The 19,245-nt window shown below is 51.2% G+C and carries 14 protein-coding genes; 10 read left to right on the top strand and 4 right to left on the bottom strand.

The features are described 5' to 3' along the window. Positions 1 to 56: 56 nt before the first annotated feature. Positions 57 to 1,319 (top strand): histidinol dehydrogenase, encoded by a 1,263-nt coding sequence (gene hisD, locus DWZ76_RS00230; RefSeq protein ID WP_333549070.1) that lies wholly within the window; start codon positions 57 to 59, stop codon positions 1,317 to 1,319. Between the two features lie 92 nt (positions 1,320 to 1,411). Here the strand turns inward: hisD and DWZ76_RS00225 are convergent, their stop codons facing one another. After that, positions 1,412 to 1,891, bottom strand: a complete 480-nt coding sequence (locus DWZ76_RS00225; protein ID WP_118471386.1) for an S-ribosylhomocysteine lyase — start codon at positions 1,889 to 1,891, stop codon at positions 1,412 to 1,414. A 405-nt stretch (positions 1,892 to 2,296) separates the two neighbouring features. On the opposite strand from DWZ76_RS00225, the gene DWZ76_RS00220 reads away from it, so the two are divergent. The 6 genes from DWZ76_RS00220 (at position 2,297) to DWZ76_RS00195 (ending at position 11,451) form a co-directional block, all read left to right on the top strand. Then, positions 2,297 to 3,409, top strand: a complete 1,113-nt coding sequence (locus DWZ76_RS00220; RefSeq protein ID WP_118471384.1) for a carbamoyl phosphate synthase small subunit — start codon at positions 2,297 to 2,299, stop codon at positions 3,407 to 3,409. Further along, positions 3,400 to 6,696 (top strand): carbamoyl-phosphate synthase large subunit, encoded by a 3,297-nt coding sequence (gene carB, locus DWZ76_RS00215; protein ID WP_118471382.1) that lies wholly within the window; start codon positions 3,400 to 3,402, stop codon positions 6,694 to 6,696. The genes DWZ76_RS00220 and carB overlap by 10 nt, the downstream gene beginning before the upstream one ends. A 148-nt stretch (positions 6,697 to 6,844) precedes the next feature. Next, positions 6,845 to 8,464 (top strand): CTP synthase, encoded by a 1,620-nt coding sequence (locus DWZ76_RS00210; protein WP_107000654.1) that lies wholly within the window; start codon positions 6,845 to 6,847, stop codon positions 8,462 to 8,464. Between the two features lie 19 nt (positions 8,465 to 8,483). After that, positions 8,484 to 9,668: an LL-diaminopimelate aminotransferase gene (locus DWZ76_RS00205; protein WP_107000653.1), complete on the top strand. Its 1,185-nt coding sequence runs from the start codon at positions 8,484 to 8,486 to the stop codon at positions 9,666 to 9,668. A 94-nt stretch (positions 9,669 to 9,762) separates the two neighbouring features. Continuing rightward, positions 9,763 to 10,752: a guanosine polyphosphate pyrophosphohydrolase gene (locus DWZ76_RS00200; RefSeq protein WP_118471380.1), complete on the top strand. Its 990-nt coding sequence runs from the start codon at positions 9,763 to 9,765 to the stop codon at positions 10,750 to 10,752. A gap of 114 nt (positions 10,753 to 10,866) precedes the next feature. Next, positions 10,867 to 11,451 (top strand): GNAT family N-acetyltransferase, encoded by a 585-nt coding sequence (locus tag DWZ76_RS00195; protein ID WP_107000651.1) that lies wholly within the window; start codon positions 10,867 to 10,869, stop codon positions 11,449 to 11,451. Positions 11,452 to 11,582: 131 nt separating this feature from the next. Here the strand turns inward: DWZ76_RS00195 and DWZ76_RS00190 are convergent, their stop codons facing one another. The 3 genes from DWZ76_RS00190 to DWZ76_RS00180 form a co-directional block, all read right to left on the bottom strand. Further along, positions 11,583 to 12,125: an NADH peroxidase gene (locus tag DWZ76_RS00190; protein WP_022359001.1), complete on the bottom strand. Its 543-nt coding sequence runs from the start codon at positions 12,123 to 12,125 to the stop codon at positions 11,583 to 11,585. A gap of 352 nt (positions 12,126 to 12,477) precedes the next feature. Next, complete coding sequence (locus DWZ76_RS00185; RefSeq protein WP_118293836.1) at positions 12,478 to 12,873, bottom strand: transcriptional repressor; 396 nt, start codon at positions 12,871 to 12,873, stop codon at positions 12,478 to 12,480. A gap of 86 nt (positions 12,874 to 12,959) precedes the next feature. Beyond that, a complete protein-coding gene (locus DWZ76_RS00180; RefSeq protein WP_118471378.1) occupies positions 12,960 to 13,349 on the bottom strand; it encodes an ATP-binding protein in 390 nt (129 codons plus the stop codon). On the opposite strand from DWZ76_RS00180, the gene DWZ76_RS00175 reads away from it, so the two are divergent. The 3 genes from DWZ76_RS00175 (at position 13,324) to DWZ76_RS00165 (ending at position 19,228) form a co-directional block, all read left to right on the top strand. Next, positions 13,324 to 13,503 (top strand): hypothetical protein, encoded by a 180-nt coding sequence (locus DWZ76_RS00175; protein WP_118471376.1) that lies wholly within the window; start codon positions 13,324 to 13,326, stop codon positions 13,501 to 13,503. The genes DWZ76_RS00180 and DWZ76_RS00175 overlap by 26 nt on opposite strands. Positions 13,504 to 13,629: 126 nt before the next feature. Continuing rightward, complete coding sequence (locus DWZ76_RS00170; protein WP_107000644.1) at positions 13,630 to 14,139, top strand: heme-binding protein; 510 nt, start codon at positions 13,630 to 13,632, stop codon at positions 14,137 to 14,139. A gap of 259 nt (positions 14,140 to 14,398) precedes the next feature. Next, positions 14,399 to 19,228: a cytidyltransferase-related domain protein gene (locus DWZ76_RS00165; protein WP_118471761.1), complete on the top strand. Its 4,830-nt coding sequence runs from the start codon at positions 14,399 to 14,401 to the stop codon at positions 19,226 to 19,228. The last annotated feature ends 17 nt before the right edge of the window (positions 19,229 to 19,245 follow it).

Genomic DNA, 19,245 nt, shown 5'->3' with positions numbered 1-19,245 from the left:
AAGACTTGTGGTATACTTGGAAAAAATGATAAAACTTATACAGAGAGGCAGAACGTATGATCAAGATTATAAAAGAAGCACAGGTTCGAAGCGAGGAAGATAATCGGAATCTGCGGGAGACCGTGGCGGGGATTATTGGTGAGGTCCGGGGGCGCGGGGACGCGGCACTGAGGGAGTACAATGAGAAGTTTGACGGATGTACCCGTGAATCGCTGCGGGTCAGCCGGGAGGAGATTGATGCGGCTTATAAGGAGCTGGGCGAGCAGGAGCTGGCGGATCTGAAAGCGGCGCATCACAATATCGAGGCATTTGCGAACGCGCAGAGACAGACCGTGAAACCGCTTGACAATTTCAGCCCGGAGCCGGGAGTCTTTTTAGGACACCGCATCATTCCGGTGGAGTCCTGCTGCTGCTATGTGCCGGGCGGCAATTATCCGCTGTATTCGACGGCGCTGATGTTAGCGACTCCGGCGAAGGCAGCGGGTGTAAAACGTATTACCGCCTGCTCTCCGGTAGTGCGGGGAACGGGTCATATCAATGCCAGGACGCTGGTAGCGATGGATCTGGCTGGCGTGGATGAGATCTACGCACTGGGCGGTGCACAGGCGATCGCAGCATTTTCCTATGGAACTGAGAGCATCAAGCCGGTGGATATTATTGTAGGGCCGGGGAACCGCTTCGTAACCGAGGCGAAACGTCAGTGCTACGGGCAGGTCGGCATCGACTTTGTAGCCGGGCCGAGCGAGGTCCTGGTAATCGCGGACGGAAAAGCGAGCGCGAAGGTGGTAGCGGCAGATCTGCTGGCACAGTCCGAGCATGATGTCAATGCGAAAGGCATTCTTCTGACAACCGATGAGGCATTTGGAAAGAGCGTGATTGAGGCGGTAGAGGAAGAGCTGAAGATTCTGGATACGGCAAAGATTGCGAGACAGTCCTGGGATACGTTTGGAGAGATTGGCGTGGTAGACAGCCTGGACGAGGCAGTTCAGTATGCGAATGAGTACGCACCGGAGCATCTGGAGATCAACGTGGAAGATCCGGATGCACTGATTCCGAAGCTGGTGAATTACGGTTCCCTGTTTATCGGTCAGAATACGGCGGAGGTATTTGGTGATTATGCTTCCGGAACCAACCACACACTTCCGACTCTTCGGGCGGCACGTTATACCGGCGGCGTCTGGGTTGGTACATTCTTAAAGACCTGTACCCACCAGAGCATGACCCCGGAGGCATCCGCGCGGATCGCACCGCTTGTATCGCGTATGGCGCATGGAGAAGGATTATCTGGACATGCAGCGGCTGCGGATGCAAGAAAATAGGAAAAATAGAAAATAATAGAATAAAACCCCTAAGATGCTGCAGCATCTGGGGGTTTTGTGTTTCAAAGCATACCGCCTGCTATTCTTGTCTTTTATTCCGGATAAACCAGTCTCTCTGGACCAATTCCATCTAAGACTTCGCGCAGAAAGCGGTCAGCCAGCCAGTTTGCCATCGGCAGGTTCATATCGAGGTAGTTGCCGCAATCTTTTGCACAAGCACCCGGAACCTCGTCTTTGTAGTCGCGCATGAAAGTAAAGAGCCCTTTCATCAGCGGCACGATCTCCTCGGATGTCAGGTCGCCTGCGAGAAGCAGGTAAAAGCCGGTGCGGCAGCCCATCGGTCCGAAGTAGAGGACGCGGTCTTTCCACTCATCGTTATTTCGCAGCCAGGTGGCAGCCAGGTGCTCGATGGTGTGAACCTCCGCCGTATTCATGACTGGCTCATAGTTGGGGCGTGTCATGCGGATATCAAAGGTGGTGATGACCTGATCGCCCACGCGATCCTTGCGGGACACATAGACGCCAGGGAGCAGTTTCAGATGATCAATGGTGAAGCTTGTAATTTTATCCATGAAAATACCTCCAAGTCAGTTTCATTCATCCCTATTATAAGGAAATAACGCGGATCAGACAAGGGCTTTATTTACCCAGAACCGACAAGATTCTACATGTTAAATGCATAAAAATGCATAAATCATGCATAAACCATCCGAAAATGAATAAAAAACCTCTTGACGCATAGAACCTACCTATGCTATAATCTTTCAGAAAATGAACAAAGGCGTTCGTGGGCTTGGCTCATGGACGCTTTTTTTGTAGAAGCAGACAATTTATAAAATACGTCTGTAATGATGTGAAAAACGCATCTGAGGAAAAACAGATTTGCTCAAATGTGAGGCTATTGAGAATGAAAAAGTAAACTGCCTGCAAGAAGCTATTCACAGGCGGGGTACGAGAGAGAAAGGAATGGTGACCAGATGGAGAAACCGGTATATCTTCTGTTGGAAAACGGCGACTATTTTGAGGGAAAAAGCTTTGGCGCTCCTTTACGTGAAGTGACCGGAGAAGTCGTATTCACAACCGGTATGACAGGATACCTTGAGACGATCACAGATCCCAGCTATTTTGGACAGATTGTCGTTCAGACATTTCCGTTAATCGGAAACTACGGAGTGATTCCGCAGGACTTCGAGAATGAAGAGGTATATTTATCAGCCTATATCGTAAAAGAGTGGTGTCAGGAACCTTCCAACTTCAGATGCAGTGGGGATCTTGACACCTTTTTTAAAGAAAGAAACATCCCGGGCGTCTATGGAATCGATACGAGAAAGCTGGCAAAAACCATTCGTGAATCCGGTTCGATGAACGGCTGGCTGACCGAGGTGAAGCCGCCGTATGATGCGAAAAAGCTGGAGGAAGTGAAAAACTTCCACATTACAAAGGCGGTTGAAACCGTTACACCAAAGAAATGTGAGATCAAACCGGCGGATGAGAAAGAAGAGTTCCAGATTGTGCTCTGGGATTTTGGCGCAAAGGAAAATATCATCCGCGAGCTGACCAGGCGCGGATGCCGCGTGGCTGACCTTCCGGCTGGTACGACGGCGGAGGAGATTCTGGCGATGAATCCGGACGGAATCATGCTTTCCAACGGTCCGGGAAACCCAGAGGACAACCCGGAGCTCATCGAGGAGATCCGAAAGATTACGAAGGCTGGAAAACCGATGTTCGGCATCTGCCTGGGACACCAGCTGCTGGCGATTGCCAAGGGCGCGAAGACTGGAAAGATGAAATTTGGTCACAGAGGTGCGAACCAGCCGGTCAAGGATCTGACGACCGGACGCGTCTACATCAGCAGCCAGAACCACGGCTATGAGGTACTGCGCGATACGCTGCCGGAGGGCGCGGAGGAGACATTTATCAATGTCAACGACGGCACCTGCGAGGGCATCACCTACCACGATATGCCGGCATTTACCGTCCAGTTCCATCCAGAGGCTTGTGCAGGTCCGAAGGATACGGAAGAGCTGTTTGGGCGTTTCATTCAGATGATGAGAGATTATAAGGAAAAGGAGGGCGCGTCATGCCGTTAAATAAATCCCTGAAAAAAGTTATGGTAATCGGTTCCGGTCCTATCGTCATCGGTCAGGCGGCAGAGTTTGATTATGCAGGAACGCAGGCGTGCCGGGCTTTAAAAGAGGAAGGTCTGGAGGTCGTTTTAGTAAACTCCAACCCGGCAACCATCATGACGGACAGCGCCATCGCGGATCACGTATACATCGAGCCGCTGACCCTGGAATTTGTCAAGAGAATCATTGAAAAAGAGAAGCCTGACAGCATCCTGTCCACCCTGGGCGGACAGACCGGACTGACACTGTCCATGGAGCTTGCCAAAGAAGGTTTCTTAAAGAGCCACAATGTAACGCTTCTCGGCGCGTCCCCGGAGACCATCGATAAGGCGGAGGACCGACAGTGCTTTAAAGACACGATGGAAGCTATCGGTGAGCCGGTCATTCCGTCCAAGGTTGTCACCACCATCGAGGATGCGCTTGATTTTGCCGAGGTTATTTCTTACCCGGTTATCGTGCGTCCGGCCTTTACCCTGGGCGGTACCGGCGGCGGTATTGCGGCAAATAAAGAAGAGCTTTACAACATCGCGGAGGCGGGTATCCGCCTGTCACCGATCAATCAGATTCTGGTTGAGAAATGTATTTCCGGATGGAAGGAGATCGAGTTTGAGGTAATGCGCGATGCCATCGGCAACGAGATTACGGTCTGCTCGATGGAAAACTTTGACCCGGTCGGCGTCCACACCGGCGACTCCATTGTTATCGCACCGGCTGTGACGCTGGCGGATAAGGAATACCAGATGCTTCGTTCCGCAGCGCTGAATATTATCCAGGCGATGGGCATCGAGGGCGGCTGCAACTGCCAGTTTGCGCTGAATCCGGAGAGCTTTGAATATGCCGTTATCGAGGTAAACCCGCGTGTATCCCGTTCTTCCGCCCTTGCTTCGAAAGCAACCGGATATCCGATTGCCCGCGTGGCAACCAAGATTGCGATCGGTTATCATCTGGACGAGATCCCGAACGAGGTAACCGGCGAGACGATGGCATGCTTCGAGCCGGCCCTTGACTATGTAACGGTTAAATTCCCGAAATGGCCATTTGATAAATTCGTTTACGGACGCCGGAAGCTGGGTACCCAGATGAAGGCAACCGGCGAGGTTATGGCGATCGGCCGCAACTTTGAGCAGGCGCTCATGAAGGCAGTCCGCGGCGCAGAGATCTCCCAGAACAGCCTGAACATGAAGAAACTGGCGCCGATGAGTGTGGAAGAGCTGAGAGAAAAAATTCTGGCGCAGGATGACGAGCGTCTGTTTGCAATCTATGAGAGCTTCAAGCGCGGCGTGACCGTTGCCGAGATTCATGAGCTGACCAAGATCGACGAGTGGTTCTTAAATAAACTGATGCATATCCTGTCCCTGGAACGCCGGATGCAGTCTGAGACTCTGAGCGATGCGCTTTATATGGAAGCCAAACAGAACGGATTCCCGGATGCAGTCATCAAGGAGATGACCGGGCTTTCGGAAATCAAGCATGTTCCGGCATGCTACCGCATGGTTGATACCTGCAGCGCTGAGTTTACGGCAAGTACCCCGTACTTCTACAGCACCTTCGGCGAGGAAGATGAGGCAGAAGAATTTATTAAAGAGAATGCAAGCGGAAAACCAGTTGTTATGGTATTTGGCTCCGGTCCGATCCGTATCGGTCAGGGTATCGAGTTTGATTTCGCATCCGTTCACTGCGTATGGTCGTTAAAGAGAGCCGGTTATGAGGTTGTCATCGTAAATAACAACCCGGAGACCGTTTCCACCGACTTCAACGTAGCAGACCGTCTGTATTTTGAGCCGCTGACACCGGAGGATGTGCTGGATATCATCCGGATCGAGAAGCCGATCGGCGCAGTTGTAGCCTTTGGCGGACAGACAGCGATCCGTCTGACAAAATGTCTTGTAGAGAACAATATTCCGGTTCTCGGCACTCCGGCAGACAGCATCGATATGGCGGAGGATCGCGGACGTTTCGCAGCCCTGCTGAAAAAATTAAATATGAAACAGGCAGCGGGTCAGACCGTTTACACTGAGGATGAGGCAATCCAGGCGGCAAATCATCTGGGCTATCCGGTTCTGATGCGTCCGAGCTATGTATTAGGCGGACAAAACATGATTATCGCGTACAACGACGCCGATATTCATGAGTATATGAAGATTATTCTCTCACACAAGATTGAGAATGCGATCCTGATTGATAAATACCTGATGGGTACCGAGCTGGAGGTCGACGCGATCTGCGACGGCGAAACGGTTCTGATTCCGGGTATCATGGAGCACATCGAGCGTGCGGGCGTCCATTCCGGCGACTCCATCGCGGTATATCCGGCATTTATGCTGACCGAGAGCCAGAAAGACCGTCTGGTGGACTATTCCATCCGTCTGGCGCTTTCCATGAATACGAAGGGACTCATCAACATCCAGTACGTTCTGCATGAGGATACGATCTATATCATCGAGGTCAACCCGCGTTCATCCCGTACCGTGCCGTACATCAGCAAGGTAACCGGAGTGCCGATGGTCGATCTGGCAACCCGCATCATGATGGGCGAAAAGCTGGCTGACATGGGCTATGAGACAGGTTTGTATCCGTGCTCTCCGTACTACGCAGTCAAGGTTCCGGTATTCTCCTTTGAGAAGTTGTCCAACGTAGATACACAGCTCGGACCGGAAATGAAATCGACCGGCGAGGTACTGGGTATCGCCCGGACGATGGAGGAAGCGCTGTTCAAAGGCCTGGTAGCAGCCGGATACACGATGAAGCGCGAGGGCGGCGTCTTAATCAGTGTCCGCGATACCGACAAGAGCGACCTGCGTGAGCTGGTCAAAGAGTATGTGGCGATGGGATTCCACATCTACGCGACCTCCGGTACCGCAAGCCGGTTAAACAGCGTCGGCATTTCTTCAACGTTAGTCAAGAAGCCGAAGGAAGCCAAAGAGGGCGAGGAGACGACCATTTCCCTGCTGGAAGAAGGAAAGATAAGCTACGTAATTTCCACTTCCAAGACGGGACGCCAGCCGGGACGCGACAGTGTCCGCCTGAGAAGAAAGGCAGTCGAGCTTGGTATTCCGTGCCTGACATCGCTTGATACCGCGGCTGTCCTGGCGCTGACACTGGAAAGCCAGTATAACGAGGACAACGTTGAACTGGTGGACATCGCGCACATTGCACATGGTGCAGCCGCTAGAAAAGAGCTGAGCCAGATGGAAAAACCGGAAGAAATCCAGATTCCGGGTTATGTGCTTCAGGAGCATGAAAACGACTAAGAAGAACGATGGTCTGCATGGATTCTGCGTTTTGAGGGTTGCGGAATCCGTGCAGGCTGAAATCTTTTGCGAAGGCAAAATCTGACAGAATCATATATGACGGAAAAAGTGGATTAATATTTAAAGAAAGGAAGAGGAGGAAAAGCAGATGGCAAAATTTATTTTTGTGACAGGCGGTGTTGTATCAGGATTGGGGAAGGGTATTACAGCAGCGTCTCTGGGACGTCTTTTGAAGGCACGGGGATTTAAGGTAGCAGCGCAGAAGCTGGATCCGTATATCAACGTCGATCCGGGAACCATGAGCCCGTATCAGCACGGCGAAGTATTCGTAACAAACGACGGTGCGGAGACGGATCTGGATCTGGGACATTATGAGCGTTTTATAGATGAAGATTTAAACCGTTATTCCAATCTGACGACCGGAAAGGTCTACTGGAATGTGCTAAATAAAGAGCGCCGCGGCGAATATCTGGGCGAGACGGTACAGGTAATTCCACATATCACAAATGAGATAAAATCATTTATCTATTCCGTGCAGGAAAAGACCGATGCGGACATCGTTATCACAGAGATCGGCGGAACGACCGGCGATATTGAGTCACAGCCGTTCCTGGAAGCCATCCGCCAGGTGTCCTGCGAGGCGGGACGCAGCAACTGCCTCTTCATCCATGTAACCCTGATTCCATATCTGGAATCTTCCGGCGAGCATAAATCAAAACCGACGCAGCATTCGGTTAAACAGCTGCAGTCCTTTGGTATCATGCCGGATATCATCGTAGCGCGCTGTGACCGTCCGGTGGACGATCCATCCATTTTCCGCAAGATCGCACTGTTCTGTAACGTCAAAGAGGACTGCGTCATCGAGAACCTGACCCTTCCGGTTCTCTACGAGGCGCCGATCATGCTGGAAGAAGCAGGACTTGCCAAGATCGTGCTTCGCGAACTGGGCATCGAGAAAGCGCCGCAAGAGTGCGATCTGACTGAGTGGAAACATATGCTGGACCGCATCAAGAACAGCCGCAAGACAGTCAAGATTTCCCTGGTCGGCAAGTACGTCAAACTGCACGATTCTTATTTGTCTATCGTAGAATCCCTGCACCATGCCGGATGGGAAAATGGCGCGCAGGTGGAGATCAACTGGGTGGATAGTGAGACGATCACTCCGGAGACGGCACCGGAAATCCTGGGCGGTTCAACCGGTATCATCGTGCCGGGCGGCTTCGGCATCCGAGGCATCGAGGGCATGATTGCGGCAGCTGATTATGCGAGAAGAAACAATATCCCGTACTTTGGCATCTGCCTTGGTATGCAGATCGCGGCGATCGCATTTGCCAGAGGCGTGTTAGGCTATGAGGATGCGAACTCAACCGAGTTTGCGCCGGACAGCAAGCATCCGGTCATTGCCCTGATGGAAGAGCAGATGGATCTGGCTGACATGGGCGGAACGATGCGTCTGGGTGCATATCCGTGCCGCATCAGTCCGGATACGCTGATGATGAAAGCGTATGGAAAAGGTCTGATCGAAGAGAGACATCGCCATCGTTATGAATTTAACAACAAGTTCCGGGAAGTTTATATGGAGCATGGCGCTATCTTTTCCGGACAGTCTCCGGACGGTACGCTGGTAGAGGCGATGGAGATTCCGGGACATCCGTTCTATCTGGGAGTTCAGTACCATCCGGAGTTCAAGAGCCGCCCGAACCGCGCACATCCGATCTTCCGGGAGTTTGTGAAAGCGGCTCTGGAGGTAAAGGAAAAAAATTCTTAAAATATGGAGAAAATAAAGTATGAAGATCAACGAAAACTATAAAAATCTGGAAGAAAGCTATCTGTTTTCCACCATCGCTAAAAAAGTAGATGAGTACACCAAAGCCCATCCAGAGGCAAAAGTAATCAAAATGGGTATCGGTGACGTAACCCTTCCGATCTGCCAGAAAGCAGCTGACGCATTTGCAAAAGCAGCTATGGAGCAGGGCAAGGCGGCTACGTTCCATGGATATGGTCCGGAGCAGGGATATGATTTTCTGCGCGTAGCAGTTCAGAAGTATTATGCGTCCTTTCAGGTTGAGGTGGCGGCGGAGGATATATTCATCAGCGATGGCGCGAAGAGTGATGTCGGAAATATCCTCGATCTCTTTGATGCGGACAACACGGTCCTGATCCCGGATCCGGTATACCCGGTTTACATGGATACGAACGTGATGGCAGGCAGAAAGATCGTATTTATGGATGCCAATGTGGAAAATGGCTTTCTTCCGATGCCTCCGAAGGGACAGAAAGCGGATATTATTTATCTCTGCTCCCCGAACAACCCGACTGGCGGTGTGTACAACCGTGAGCAGTTAAAAGAGTGGGTTGACTATGCGAACGAGCAGGATGCGATTCTTTTATTTGATGCGGCGTATGAGTCCTTCGTAGCAGATCCGGCGCTTCCGAGAAGTATTTTTGAGATTGAGGGCGCCAAGACCTGCGCGATCGAGTTCTGCTCCCTTTCGAAGCTGGCAAGCTTTACCGGAACCCGCTGTGGCTATACCGTGGTTCCGTCTGAATTAGAGCGCGGTGGTTCTTCCATCCGCAAGATGTGGCTGCGCCGCCAGACAACCAAGTTTAACGGCGTTTCCTACCCGGTACAGCGCGCCGCAGAGGCAGCTCTTTCACCGGAGGGCATGGCACAGTGCCGCGAGCACCTGGACGTATACCGCACCAATGCGAAGATCATGACCGAGACCTTAAAAGAGCTTGGCATCTGGCACATCGGCGGCGAAAATTCACCGTATATCTGGATGCAGTGCCCGAACGGCATGAAATCTTGGGAGTTTTTCGACGATCTACTTGCCAAGGCAAATGTGGTCGGCACACCGGGCAGCGGATTTGGTAAGAATGGAGAAGGATTCTTCCGTCTGACTGCATTTGGTACGACTGCGAATACAAAAGAGGCAATGGAGCGGATCAAGAAGGTTTACGGAAAATAAATAGCTCTATTTTATAAATGAGGGGGCTGGTGCATCTGGGGCATTGTTATCCTATGCACCGTCCCCTTTTTGCTGCAGCAGGGAGGTGAGGATCATGGTGACCTTAAACGATTATCTGTATTCCGGCGATACGATGTTTAAGATTTTAAAGAATTACAGCCGGGATTTGAAAGCGGAGGCTAAACAGACAAACAATGAGATAGATCTGATACATGCAAATTTCCTGATTCAGATCCGGGAACTTTTGGAACACAACGATTTCCTGACTGCCCAGTCACAGAAGATCCGGGAATTTTATATCCATATGGCAAAGGAATATCCGCTTCTGGCATTTAACTTTAAGGGAAGAATCAAGTCGTTGATCCGCTCGGAGGCGAAATTTAATGGATATATCGTCGAATATATTTATGACTGTTATACAGAACATAAGGCATTTCCGTCGATCTCCGATTTGAAGCAGAGATTGAGCTGTTTCCGCGATCTGATTGCGTACCGGATCGTGATTTCACTGCCGAAGTGTTACCTGAAACCGGGGGAATCGCAGCAGGAGGCAGATATCCGGTACCTCTACCAGATTGCGAATGAACTTCCGGGATTTCTGGAGGAACGCGGGTTTACGGCGGAACCGGCCTACGGGGTGAAGGAGAGTACCTCCCCGTTGATGGATGAGGAGGTAAGGCCGTACTACCGTGATTATGTCTGCGGAAATAGTTCGGATGATTACCAGTCTCTGCATATTACGTTTTACGATAATTGTTCCAGAAGCTATGTGGAGGTACAGCTTCGCACGAAGCACATGGACGATATCGCGGAGATCGGCGTGGCCAATCATTTAAGCTATGAAAAGCGCCAGGAGGGCGAGCGGGCCAGGCGGGATGAGATACCGGAAGGTGCATGTATTTATTTTGATGAAGCATATGAACGCTGTCAGCGCCTGGTATCGCTCAATTTAGCTGAAGTGGATGTCAATATGTTTACGGCAATCAACAACGACCTTGTCAATGACGGCTGCGGGCTGTACCGGGGGCGGCTGATTCTGCCGTATGAGCATTTGTCGAGGCATCAGAATGAGCTGGTGGATTGAGGGAGTTCACGGGCAGGCATGAATCCGGTTGCGAATAGTTGACGAAACGGGAAGATTCATATATAGTTGCCTGTAAAGGAAAAATGACCGAAAATGATAGGGAGGAACCAGTTTATGGACCATACATCCTGCCGCCTGCGTCTGGCTGCTATCGCCGATGCACCTGCGATATTGGAAATTTATGCACAATATATGGACACGCCGATCACGTTTGAGACGGAGCTGCCGTCCCTGGAGGAATTTGAGGGGCGCATCCGGGCGATCACGGCAGAATATCCGTGGATTGTCTGCGAGGATGAAACGGGCAGAATCATTGGCTATGCATATGGGCATAAGCAGCTTGAGCGCGCGGCGTACCGTTGGAATGCGGAACTTTCTGAATATCTGGACAGTCGGGTGACGTCGAAGGGCATCGGCAAACGGATGCTTCTGGTGCTTTTAGAGCTTTTAAAGGCACAGGGCGTCCACACAGTCTACAGTCTGGTAACAAGTCCGAATGTGAAGAGCGATGCGATGCATAACGGATGCGGATTCCGGACGATGGGCGTGTGCAAAAATACCGGTTATAAGAGCGGAAAATGGCACGATGTTACCTGGTATGAGAAAGCGCTGCTGCCATATGAGGACGTACCGGCGGAGATGATTCCGATTGGGGAGATGGAGAAGGAGACGGTAGATAAGATTTTGGCGTCTTTTTGAACAGAGACATAAAACAAATCTGCATAAAATAAACAGGGCGTATGAAAAAGGAATTTTCCATTTTCATACGCCCTCATCCGTTCTTTTTTATTCACCAGCGCCGTAATGCGCTGTCCATTCATTCACTCAGATTAGTTGAAGTATCTCTTTAACAGACCCTCAAATGCCTTGCCATGTCTAGCCTCGTCACGAGCCATCTCATGAACGGTGTCATGGATTGCATCCAGGTTAGCAGCTTTCGCACGTTTTGCAAGGTCAAATTTGCCTTCGGTTGCGCCGTGCTCAGCCTCTACACGCATCTCCAGGTTCTTCTTGGTGGAATCAGTTACAACCTCGCCGAGAAGCTCTGCAAACTTAGCAGCGTGCTCAGCCTCTTCGTGAGCTGCCTTCTCCCAGTACAGACCGATCTCCGGATAGCCCTCTCTGTGAGCTACACGTGCCATCGCCAGGTACATACCAACTTCTCTGCACTCGCCTTCATAGTTAGCTCTTAAATCTTCGAGAATATCCTCGCTGACACCCTGTGCCACACCAACTACGTGCTCAGCCGCCCAGGTCATCTCGCCGGACTGCTCTTTGAACTTGGAAGCCGGAGCGCCGCATACTGGACATTTCTCCGGAGCAGCCTCACCCTCGTATACGTAACCACATACTGTACAGACAAATTTCTTCATAGTCAATTCTCCTTTTCTAAAATAAATTTTTAATTTCGTGTTTTATAGAAACAATAAATAGATAGTAAAGTTGCTTGCAACCATTCTGTTTCATAGGAGCTTTTAAAACGAAATCGTTTATTTGGCTCAAACGAAATCAGTAATGATTACTGATATTAAGATATCATAGATTCTTGTGTTTGTCAATGAAAAAATAGAAATAATTCTTATTTTTTTCATTTTTATCGATAACCTGGATATTCTCAGAACCTTTTCACTGGTGATACGTTCATATCCAGTCAGCACATGGCAGAAATCGGGAGGCGGCTCATTTGGTACAGGCTGTTCCGATACAAAATGAGCCGCTTCTATATTAGTGCTTTTCCCCTTTCAGACACTCATCGCATATTCCATAGAAAAACACGGTATGGTCGTCGATCGTTCCCGGCACAAATTCTTTGGCGGCTGTCTCCAGCTCCTTGGTTGCTTCCATCGGAATATCCATGACCCGTCCGCACTGGCGGCAGACATAGTGGTAATGTGGGGATGTATCATAATCGAAATGATCCGTGCCGTCGCCGCAGGACAGCTTCCGGATCTCGCCCAGCTCAACTAACAGGTTTAAATTGCGGTAAACGGTTCCAAGGCTGATATTCGGAAACTGTTCCCGGATGCTGGTGTAAAGGGCGTCGGCGGTCGGATGATCCTTCCGGCTCATCAGGCAGGCTTTGATCGATTCGCGCTGACGGCTGTATTTTAAGGTTTTCATAAGCGACACTCCAATCCTTCTAAATAATATTGATAATGATTATTATTTATATTATGCGTCCTGACGCGATGAAAGTCAATCTTTTTTCAAAGATTTCCGTGAGAAATTTTAGAGTCAAATTTCAACATCACCGATGCATAAAAGATCCCGTCCTCATACCGGAAATCCACCAGACCCTGGTACCGCTCGGCGATCGAACGGATGGAGGCGGTTCCCGTGCCGAAGCCGTCATGTTTGGTCGAGCGGAACCGCCCATTTTCCTCGATCGGCGGATGGCAGCAGGTGTTGTCAACGGCGATCACGATGTGACCGGCATCCTCCTGGGCGCAGATGCGGATAAACGGCGCGCTGTCTGTACATTCCCGACAGGCGTCGAGGGCATTTTCCAGAAGATTGCCGAAGATCGAGCAGAGCTGTGGCTCACCCAGCGGGAGAGAGGGCGGAAGCTGGATGCGGACCGAAAAATCGACCGACATTGAAGGTCTGGAAAAAATGCTGGAGGGTGCGGACGGGACGAAAACCGATAAAAACTGGAAGGAAGTCAAGGTCCGCTGGGTGCTGGATGAGACATTTAGTGAGAAAGATACATACGAAGGAAAAACACCGGGTATCTATCTAAATACCTTATGAAGCCGAGTCAAAATGAAATTCCAATGTGTTTACAGCTGTATTCATGAAAAAAATATGATACAATGAAACTTGGGGATCATAACCTGATTCACAAGGGGAAAACAAACCGACACAGGAGGGGAACACATGAAGAATTTCTACACCGAAGAACAGTGGAATGAGATTCTGAAACAGCAGGAATCCGTACTTCGCTACGACACATTTACCCGGAAACAGGCGCTTGAGCTGGGGCTTTTGATTGCAGAGATCACGGGGGAAAAATATCACGGTTCGGTCGCTGTCCGCATCGTGGAGGACGAGACGACCGTCTTTGCCTACAAGATGGAGGGCGCGACGCTGGAAGCAGACTGGTGGATGACCAATAAGCTGGCAGCATCGCGGCTCACGGGGATGAGCTCGCTGCGGGCACTGACGGCATCGAGAGCCGGAGAACTGGAAGCATCCTGGAAAGTGCGCGAGGAGAACTTCTTCGTGTGCGGCGGCTGCATTCCGGTTTTCATGAGAGATGGAAGCCGTCCGTTTGCCTATGTGATGGTATCCGGCATGGAACACTGGGACGATCATCAGGTGATCGCGGATGCGATGGCGAAACAGCTGGGGGTTGAGATTCCGGAGGTTCAAAAAGAGCAGCCATAAAATGATTGACTTGTAAAAATAAAGACGTTTGCAGAAATGGAAGGTAGATGAGCTATCTGCATTTTTGCAGGCGTCTTTTGTGGTTTTATTGCGCCGTATGGCGATGAATTATCCGTTATTTTATATAGCGCACTTCCCCACCTGGTGGTATAATTCAAGTATTATAAAATTTGATATGAAAAGAATATTTGCAATGACTCAGATGGTTTTTGCATAGCAAAGAACCATCTGAGAGATCCAGAGAATGCGAGGAATGTGGATGAGTAAAAAAGAGGTACGTCAGGCGGCTGCGGAACTGACCGAGCGCCTTTGTGAAAAAGACTTTTTAGACCGGTCGGGACTGAGCCGGAAAAATGTCATGATGCTCATGAACAAGGAACACTGGGAGGAGCAGTTTGCCCATATTTTCCCGATTAAAAAACGGATTTCCTGCCGGGCGGTCTACGAGATCTGTGAGGAACCGTTAAGCCTTTTAGGGCATGAGCCGGAAGAGGGCTGGATGAAGTTTACCTACCAGTATGTGTGCCATATTCTCTACCCGGATGCGGAGTTTACGAAGGAAAATGCCGCTTTTTCCGCCGGTGCGGAGTTCTATCTGGCAGTGCTTCAGTTCGTGTTTGACCGCGAGCGGGCGGTGCTTCCGTACAAACCGATGGAGGACTTTGCATTTTTGGATGATGAGGAAGCTTCAAGCTTTGAGTGCGCGGCAGAATACAGCCGTTTCAAGAAGTTTTTCGCACAGGAATATATCTATGAGATGATGCGCCTCAATGCGGAGGTGACGCCGTTTCGGACGCTGGAGCACATCGCGGGCGTGCATTATGTCGCGATGACGGTGGCACGCGGGCTTTACGAGGCGGGTGTTCCGATCGATCTGACGCTGACCTCGGGCGCGGCTGCAGGTCATGATCTCGGCAAATTCGGTTGTAAGCCAAATGAGCGGGTTCCGTATCTTCATTACTATTATACAAACCAGTGGTTCAACAACCATTCAATGGAATACATCGGCCATATCGCGGCGAACCATTCGACCTGGGATCTGGAACCGGAAAACCTGTCGGTTGAATCCCTGGTGCTGATCTATGCCGATTTCCGTGTAAAACAGAGCCGCGGCGATGACGGGCGCGAGATTACCTACATTTCTAATCTGGATGAGGCGTTCAACGTCATCCTCTCGAAACTCGACAACGTGGACGAGGTCAAATTAAACCGTTACCGCTTTGTTTATTCCAAACTGCATGATTTTGAGGATTATATGCGGTCTCTCGGTGTGGATGTGGATTTGAATGGACACCCGAAAAAGCCGGAGGTGCTGCCGGATATTTCCCTTCGGAATGCAGAGCAGACGGTGCAGTCCCTCGTTTTCATGGGTATCGAGCATAATATCCGCGTCATGCATCAGATGGGGGCGGAACGCCAGTTTGGCAATCTCCTCGAGGCGGCGCGAAGCGAGAAGGATTGGAAGAGTGTCCGCGCGTACTTAAACATTTTCCGTGAATATTTTACATACACAAACGACAAACAGAAAGAGCAGACGCTGGGCTTTTTATATGAGCTTCTGATGCACCGTGAGGGCGACATCCGCGCGCAGGCGGCGAGGCTGATCGGACACGTGATCGCGCAGTTCAACGCCGGTTACCGCAAGGAGCGCCCGGCGGGCATGCCGGATATTGCCGAGGAGCGCGTGATGGAGATCTGGAAGCAATATCTGGAAATGATCATCCGACCGGATCATAAGCTGATGCTGCAGCAGAAACGGCGCATCCGTTATCACCTGAAAAATGTGCTGGCATCGGTGGTTGATCATGCGACGCCGGGGGATCTGCGGGAATTTCTGGAGGCATTTCTGGTTTGGTATGACCGGGCAAAGGAGCTGGATCCGGGCGAGGCATTTTCCCTGCTGGATACGGTGCATTTCATGCCGTTTGATAAACTGAGCGAAGAGGAACTGGGGAAAATCGCAAAATTTGCCCTGATTGAGTCGCAGAGCGGGGAACCGGATGTGCGGATCGCATCGTGGCGCGCCTTCAAGCTTCTGACGGCGTACCAGCCGGATCATCCGTGCTGTGCTGAGATCGGCGTGTGCGTGAGGGCGGCGCAGGTTGAGGACAATATCACGATGACCTTCCTCAAATACCGCGTGTTAAGTAACCTCGGAGAGGACACGGCGAGAGAACAGGAACTTTTGTATGACCGCGATGTTGTCTCTGATATTTTCCTGGATAACCTCAAAACAGCGACGCCGTGGGTCATCAAGTCGGCCAATATCAAGCTGCTCGTCGATCAGATCGCACATGGCAAACAGGAACATATGCTGCATATCGCAGCGCATCTCTCAAACCTTGTAAAAGTCAGCGAGCACGTGATCGTGCGCCATGATGCCGGAACCGCCCTGCTTCGCATCATCGGGCTTCTGACACCGGATCAGAGAAATGAGATCGTGGTCGAGTTGATGAAGGGGCTGGAAGTCGGTGAGTACGAATTTTCCAAATATATTCCGCAGTATCTGGGGCAGGCGGCGCTGTGGCTGCCGCCGGAACAGCTGGAGGAGATCGTTTCCTACCTGCATGGCATGATGGCAAATGCAAACGACCAGATAGTCTCGGTTGCGCTTGATACGGTCGGCGTGCTGCTGGAACGGTATTCGTGCTACCCAGAGCGCTTTGCGGAGGAAAAAGAGGTATGCGAGGAACGGCGCGGACGTCTGCTTGGCATCCTGCTCAGCGGTCTGGCGAATTATCGCGAGTCGGTGCGCCAGGAGGCGATGCTGGTGCTGGGGCAGACCGTCTTCGGCTCATCCTGGATGGAGTGCCGGGAGAAAAAAGAGCTGTTCGCCCTGTCCTTCCGCAAGATGCTGTTCTTATTCAATGAAAATAAGGGAAATGAGCTGACGGCATTTTATCGTGCGGCGTCCCTTTCTAATATTTACCGGTTCATCACGCAGTACCATATGACCGAGGGCAATTTAGAGATCAAAGAGCGGAACCAGGTGGCATTCTTCCCGGGCACATTTGATCCGTTTACGCTGTCGCACAAAGAGATTGTCCGCGAGATCCGCGACCTCGGCTATGAGGTATTTCTGGCGGTCGATGAATTTTCCTGGTCGAAAAAGGCGCAGCCGCATCTGATCCGCCGTCAGATCGTGAGCATGTCGGTGGCGGATGAGTTCCATGTGAACCTGTTCCCGGATGAGATTCCGGTCAATATCGCCAATCCGGCGGATCTGAAACGCCTGAGAGAGGTGTTTTCCGGAAAAGAGCTGTATATCGTGGTCGGCAGCGATGTCATTGCCAATGCCTCTTCTTATAAGAAGAAACCGGTCAAAAATTCGATTCATTCGATGAACCACATCGCGTTCCGCCGCGTGGGTGATGTCAAGGCGGACAATAAATACAACCGTCAGATGATGGATCAGATCAGCGGCAAGGTTGTGGAGCTGGAGCTTCCGGAGCATCTGGAGGACATCAGTTCGACGAGAATCCGTGAAAATATCGATCTGAACCGCGATATTTCGAATCTGATTGACCCGTCTGTGCAGGAATATATCTATTACAATGGTCTGTATCTGCGGGAGCCGGAATATAAACCATATATCCGCGCGCGTGCGATCTCCTATGAGGAGGTGGAGATGCCGGATGAAATGCTTCTGGCGGAAATTTCGAATTTCGTTCTGCGGGACGAAGAAGATCGGGAGGACCTGTTAAATTCGATGAAGGAGTCGGGCGACCGGCTGCTGCTTCTTAGGAATACCGTGCAGGAAAACCGGCTGGTCGGCGTGGCACGGCTTCGCTATCTGGCGCCGGATGAGCTGTTTGCCGTCCTGGGACAGGTCAGTCTGGCAGATCAGGTGCGCCGCCATACCTACGGTGAGATTCTTCTGATTTCGGGTATCTATGTCGAGCGCGATCCGATGATCTACGACGCGGAACAGCTGCTTTTAACCGAGGCGATCGCACGGTCCTTTGAGTATAAATGCGGCTATGCACTTTTCTTCCCGGCAGACGGTTACTGCCCGGAGCGCGTGCTGTCGGCGGTGGTCCGCCAGGGCTTTGTGAAGGCGCCGGAATCCCCGGAAGACGCGCCGCTCTATCTGGTCGATATGCATGCGCCGCTTGTATTAGTGCAGAATCTGGAAACAACGTTAAAAGAACCATTTTCCAGCAATCCGCGCGTTCTGGATGCGATCTACAAGGCGCATCGGGAATTGCAGATGGCGATGACGCGCTTCTATCCGGGACAGCTGGTTCTTTCGATGTCTGCGAGCGTGATTTACCATCGTCTGGTGGAACGGATCACGGCGTTAAATGGTGTGCCGCGTGACCCAGTGACGCCGAGACGCCTCGGCGGGGCGATGTGCGTGCCGTTCGGCAAGATCCTGCGTGGAAAAGTTATTCCGAATACGGTGACGAAGACGCTGCATACAGATAAAGTGTACGATCCGGAGCTGAAAGAGAAGTCGATCGAAGCATTCCCGTACTATTCGCCGCTGCGAAGCCAGATCAAGGCTATCAAGTCCTTTGACCGCCCGGTGATTCTGGTGGATGATCTGCTGCATCACGGCGGACGTTTCGAGGCATTGGAACCGATGCTGCGCGAAGAGGGCGTGGAAATCAAAAAATTGGTGTTAGGTATGATTTCAGGCTACGGACGCGACACGATGGCGACGAAGGGCGTGCCGGTAGACAGTATTTATTATATTCCGAATCTGCGGAACTGGTTTGTTGAGTCCACACTGTACCCGTTCATCGGAGGCGATACGGTGCGCCGCGATACCGTGAAGGTGGCGGGACTGACGCCGTCGATCAATATGATCCTGCCGTATGCCGCACCGCCGGTACAGGGAAGTACGCCGGAAGCCGCGTTTGAGTTCTCCGCGTGCTGCATCCGCAACGCGCGCAACATTCTTCTGGTGCTCGAATCCGAGTACCGGGCGCTGTTTGCGAGAAACCTGACCTTAAGCCGCTTGTCTGAAGCGGTCATCCTGCCGCTCTGCCCGGATAAAGGCGAGTGTGTCAGCTACGATCCGAATCTGGCAGCGTCGGTGTATCTGGAAAATGATTTGGAGATGCTGTATCGGACGCGGAAGTGAGAAATTATGTCAAATAA

It is taken from the genome of Clostridium sp. AF35-15 (assembly GCF_003477745.1).
In the GTDB taxonomy this organism is placed as follows: Bacteria; Bacillota; Clostridia; order Lachnospirales; family Lachnospiraceae; genus Otoolea; species Otoolea fessa.
Note: the sequence above shows the minus strand (reverse complement) of the source record. Positions and strands in the feature narration are given on the sequence as shown.

Bases quoted from the DNA above. Each gene is read 5' to 3' on its own strand.
- carB (WP_118471382.1), top strand. From the start codon at position 3,400: ATGCCGTTAAATAAATCCCTGAAAAAAGTTATGGTAATCGGTTCCGGT.
- DWZ76_RS00185 (WP_118293836.1), bottom strand. From the start codon at position 12,873: ATGAAAACCTTAAAATACAGCCGTCAGCGCGAATCGATCAAAGCCTGC.
- DWZ76_RS00210 (WP_107000654.1), top strand. From the start codon at position 6,845: ATGGCAAAATTTATTTTTGTGACAGGCGGTGTTGTATCAGGATTGGGG.
- DWZ76_RS00180 (WP_118471378.1), bottom strand. From the start codon at position 13,349: ATGTCGGTCGATTTTTCGGTCCGCATCCAGCTTCCGCCCTCTCTCCCG.
- hisD (WP_333549070.1), top strand. From the start codon at position 57: ATGATCAAGATTATAAAAGAAGCACAGGTTCGAAGCGAGGAAGATAAT.
- DWZ76_RS00225 (WP_118471386.1), bottom strand. From the start codon at position 1,891: ATGGATAAAATTACAAGCTTCACCATTGATCATCTGAAACTGCTCCCT.
- DWZ76_RS00195 (WP_107000651.1), top strand. From the start codon at position 10,867: ATGGACCATACATCCTGCCGCCTGCGTCTGGCTGCTATCGCCGATGCA.
- DWZ76_RS00220 (WP_118471384.1), top strand. From the start codon at position 2,297: ATGGAGAAACCGGTATATCTTCTGTTGGAAAACGGCGACTATTTTGAG.
- DWZ76_RS00200 (WP_118471380.1), top strand. From the start codon at position 9,763: ATGGTGACCTTAAACGATTATCTGTATTCCGGCGATACGATGTTTAAG.
- DWZ76_RS00165 (WP_118471761.1), top strand. From the start codon at position 14,399: ATGAGTAAAAAAGAGGTACGTCAGGCGGCTGCGGAACTGACCGAGCGC.
- DWZ76_RS00190 (WP_022359001.1), bottom strand. From the start codon at position 12,125: ATGAAGAAATTTGTCTGTACAGTATGTGGTTACGTATACGAGGGTGAG.
- DWZ76_RS00170 (WP_107000644.1), top strand. From the start codon at position 13,630: ATGAAGAATTTCTACACCGAAGAACAGTGGAATGAGATTCTGAAACAG.
- DWZ76_RS00175 (WP_118471376.1), top strand. From the start codon at position 13,324: ATGCGGACCGAAAAATCGACCGACATTGAAGGTCTGGAAAAAATGCTG.
- DWZ76_RS00205 (WP_107000653.1), top strand. From the start codon at position 8,484: ATGAAGATCAACGAAAACTATAAAAATCTGGAAGAAAGCTATCTGTTT.